Here is a 2,529-nt window from a genome sequence, read left to right as displayed (position 1 = left end):
ATCGGCACGACCGGCAGCCCGCGCCCGAACGCGAGACCCTGGGTGATGCCCGTCGCGGTGCGCAGGCCCGTGAACGAGCCGGGGCCCGCGCCGAACGCGATCGCGTCGCAATCGGCGAGCGTCAGCCCCGATTCGGCGAAAAGCGCCTGGATGGCCGGCAGCACGCGCGTGCTCGACACGGCGCCCGTCAGCTCGTGGCGGACCCAGGTTTGCGGGGTGGAAACGGCGTCATCGGCATGGGCCGAGCGCAGCAGCGCGACCGAGCAGTATTCGGTCGACGTATCGATGGCGAGGAGCACTGTTTGCGTCATGGGCGACATTGTAATGCGGCGCCCCGCTCCCACGGGCGATCGGGCCCGATCCGTGCGTGCGCGCCGCGCCGGCGGCGGTTTGGAAGGATCGCTCGACCCCGCGCGGCGGTCCGCTTGTTAAGATCGCCCGACCTGAAACCCTTACGGAGACACCCGATGAGCGAACTCACCGCCCAATTCGACCAGGCCCAGATCGACGTCAAGCAACTGACGGAACGTCCGGGCAACCTGACCCTGTTGCGCCTGTACGCACTCTTCAAGCAGGCCACCGACGGCGACGCCCATGGCGACAAGCCGGGCTTCACCGACATCGTCGGCAAATACAAGTACGACGCATGGGATGCGCTGAAGGGCACGTCGCAGGATGCGGCGAAGCAGCAGTACATCGAACTCGTCGAATCGCTGAAGAACGGCACGGCTTCCTGACCGAATCGCCCCCTGTCGCAATAGGCAATCAAATCAGTGGCGCAGCGCAGCAAATCTCTTTATAATGCTGGCTGCGTCACCCCCGCGCTCGGCTCGCAAGCCGTTCCGGCCTGGCGCCTCGTAGCGTTAAGCTCCAATCCGGTTTAGAACCTGTCCCCTCCTGCTTCGACCTTCGCGGTCGTCACTTATCAGGCTGGCGGCCCCGCTCCTGAAGCGCGCCGCACCCAAAACAGCTTCTAATGCCTCATCCGCCGACGGTTCGGCGGATTGCACCCCCGTTTCCCGATTTGCTCGCTGAATCCGACGACTTGGGTATGCGCGATTGGCGCCGACGTTTCACCCACTGTGATTCAAGGATTGTTATGACTTCGAGCATCAACTCCAGCCCGCTCAACGCGATCGCCGACCAGGCGCTCGGTCTCGACGACGCCGCCGTACCGGCCGCGGTCGAACCGGCGTCGGACGAGCCGAACTTCGCGTCGCTCGGGTTGTCGCCGGAGATCGTCTCCGCGCTGCAGGCCGCCGGCTATGTGAAGCCGACGCCGGTCCAGCAGCGCGCGATTCCGGCCGGCATCGCCGGCCGTGACCTGCTGGTCTCGAGCCCGACCGGTTCGGGCAAGACCGCTGCATTCATGCTGCCCGCGATCGAACGTTTCGCGCAGCTCCAGAAGGCGCAAGCGCAGCAACCGCGCGCGCCGCGCGAACCGAACCAGGGCGACCGCCGTGCGCGCCGCCCGCAACCCGTCGCGCGCCCGGGCCTGCTCGTGCTGACGCCGACCCGTGAACTCGCGATGCAGGTCACCACGGCCGCAACGACCTACGGCAAGCACCTGAAGCGCCTGCGCACGGTCAGCATTCTCGGCGGCGTCGCCTACGGCCAGCAGCTGATGCTGCTCGCGAAGAACCCGGAAATCCTGGTTGCCACGCCGGGCCGTCTGCTCGACCACCTCGAGCGTGGCCGCATCGACCTGTCCGAGCTGAAGATGCTCGTGCTGGACGAAGCCGACCGCATGCTCGACATGGGCTTCATCGACGACATCGAAACGATCGTCGCCGCCACGCCCGAGTCGCGCCAGACGATGCTGTTCTCGGCCACGCTCGACGGCAAGATCGGTTCGCTGACGAGCCGCCTGCTGAAGGATCCGGAACGCATCGAGATCCAGCAGCGCCTCGAGTCGCGCGCGAACATCGCGCAGACCGTGCACTACGTCGACGATCGCGACCACAAGGATCGCCTGCTCGATCACCTGCTGCGCGACGACGCGCTCGACCAGGCGATCATCTTCACGGCAACCAAGATCGACGCCGACCAGCTCGCCGGCCGTCTCGCCGACGCAGGCTTCGAATCGGCCGCGCTGCATGGCGACCTGCCGCAGGGCGCGCGTAACCGCACGATCCGTGCGCTGCGCGAGCGCCGTGTGCGCGTGCTGGTGGCCACCGACGTCGCGGCACGCGGCATCGACATCCCGGGCATCACGCACGTGTTCAACTACGACCTGCCGAAGTTCGCGGAAGACTACGTGCACCGGATCGGCCGTACCGGCCGTGCAGGCCGTTCGGGCACGGCAGTGAGCCTCGTGCACCACGCCGAGCAAGGCGCGCTCAAGCGCATCGAGCGCTTCGTGCGCGCGCCGCTGCCGGTCAACGTGATCGAAGGTTTCGAGCCGCGCAAGGCGCCCCCGCGTAACGGCGGCAACGGCGGCCGTGGCCGTCCGGGCGGCGGTAACGGCGGTCGTCGTTTCGGCGGCAAGCCGGGCGGCGGTTATGGCGGCAACGGTAACGGCAATGGCCA

At 67.3% G+C, this 2,529-nt stretch carries 3 protein-coding genes; 2 read left to right on the top strand and 1 reads right to left on the bottom strand.

Translation table 11 applies throughout. The features are described 5' to 3' along the window. A partial coding sequence (gene tsaB / locus G3N99_RS38050; protein ID WP_206124949.1) for a tRNA (adenosine(37)-N6)-threonylcarbamoyltransferase complex dimerization subunit type 1 TsaB occupies nt 1–320 on the bottom strand: 320 nt, incomplete at its 3' end. Between the two features lie 147 nt (nt 321–467). Between tsaB and G3N99_RS38045 the strand changes: the two genes are divergently transcribed. Both G3N99_RS38045 and G3N99_RS38040 read left to right on the top strand, forming a co-directional pair. Next, the gene (locus G3N99_RS38045; protein ID WP_011352486.1) at nt 468–737 is read left to right on the top strand and encodes an acyl-CoA-binding protein; all 270 of its coding nucleotides are present in this window, start codon (nt 468–470) and stop codon (nt 735–737) included. Nucleotides 738–1,099: 362 nt separating this feature from the next. Beyond that, a partial coding sequence (locus tag G3N99_RS38040; RefSeq protein WP_206124948.1) for a DEAD/DEAH box helicase occupies nt 1,100–2,529 on the top strand: 1,430 nt, incomplete at its 3' end.

This window comes from Burkholderia sp. Ac-20392 (genome assembly GCF_017104585.1).
Taxonomy (GTDB): domain Bacteria; phylum Pseudomonadota; class Gammaproteobacteria; order Burkholderiales; family Burkholderiaceae; genus Burkholderia; species Burkholderia lata.
The sequence above is the reverse complement of the archived record's forward strand: the minus strand, read 5'-3'. Positions and strand labels throughout refer to the sequence as shown.

Excerpts from the sequence above, each read along its gene's own strand:
- G3N99_RS38045 (WP_011352486.1), top strand. The coding sequence starts at position 468 with ATGAGCGAACTCACCGCCCAATTCGACCAGGCCCAGATCGACGTCAAG.